Source organism: Candidatus Woesearchaeota archaeon (assembly GCA_003694805.1).
Classification (GTDB): Archaea; Nanobdellota; Nanobdellia; order Woesearchaeales; family J110; genus J110.
The window spans coordinates 1-1,024 of record RFJU01000015.1; the positions used below are offsets into that span (position 1 = coordinate 1).

1 protein-coding gene is annotated in these 1,024 nt (G+C 45.9%); it reads right to left on the reverse strand.

Features of this window, described 5'->3' with window-relative positions; translation table 11 throughout:
• On the reverse strand, window positions 1-779 hold a 779-nt coding region (locus D6783_00520), incomplete at its 3' end, for a hypothetical protein (GenBank protein ID RME53892.1).
• Window positions 780-1,024 lie beyond the last annotated feature (245 nt).

Sequence of the window (1,024 nt, forward strand, 5' to 3'; positions counted from 1 at the left end):
AATCCTGCAACGTTTCCTCCAAACCGCCTTCCTACGAAAAATGCGGGAATAACGCTGAGTGACGCGATCAAGACGGGAATATAGAAAAAAACATTTTTTACGGTCAGATTGGGCTTGAAGACTGAAACTGCCTTGTAGAGCCACGCCCCGAATGACGAGTGGAAGTCTTTTTTAGTTGGAACACCGAGGGGCGCAATCATGTGATTGTCCCAACACTTCCCGTTCCGTATCTCGTCACAGACATCTCCTGTCTTTACAATGAGTTCTGCCCTCCTGAGATAAAAATAAGGATCAATGGCCAGGAGATAAGTCTGGCCGGTATCGTCCTGGAGTCGCTCTTTGAACTGCTCGCTGAGTTGGGAAACTTGCGCTTCGAAGTCTGATTTTTGCTGAGCAAGTATTTTTTGGAGCTCTTGCTCAATGACTTCGCGCTTCCGCTCTGGAGGGAGGTTGGGGTACTGTTTGGTTATTTGTGCGTTTAAGTCGTTCCGAACTGAATTGAGAATGGTGTCTGCCGCCCACTTCTCCGTTATTGGCAAGGTGGCAGGGTACATGCGAAAGTGCACGCTCGTGTAGAACGGGATAAGAACAAGAACGAGGAGCAAGAGTGCTGAGAGCACTCTTTGATTGTGGCGCACGAAACGGCTCGAAGCGCCAATCCATTCTGACAGGTTAATTGACGTTCCGCTTGGGCGAAATTCCTTGGTTGCCTTCTGGCTTCCTTCTTTTCTCAGGTCTGCTCGCTGATTCTTGTTCCTTTTTCGCTTCCGCTTCGCCACCAACGATCCCTCCAGTGCTCTGGGCAGGAAGCTCCTTATTTTAAAGGTTTCGCTGCATTGAACAAAAGAGACGGTGTAGAGAATTTCGCTTTAAAGCTTTTTTAACCATGTTTCTTTTTAATTTCATTTGAATCGCTATTATCCTTGGTTACATGCTTTCATCTTTTGTCTAAAATTTGTCTTTACTTTAAGCCGTTTTTGATTTTTTACTACTGTCACCTCCTGCTTAGTGCTTATTCTTAAGT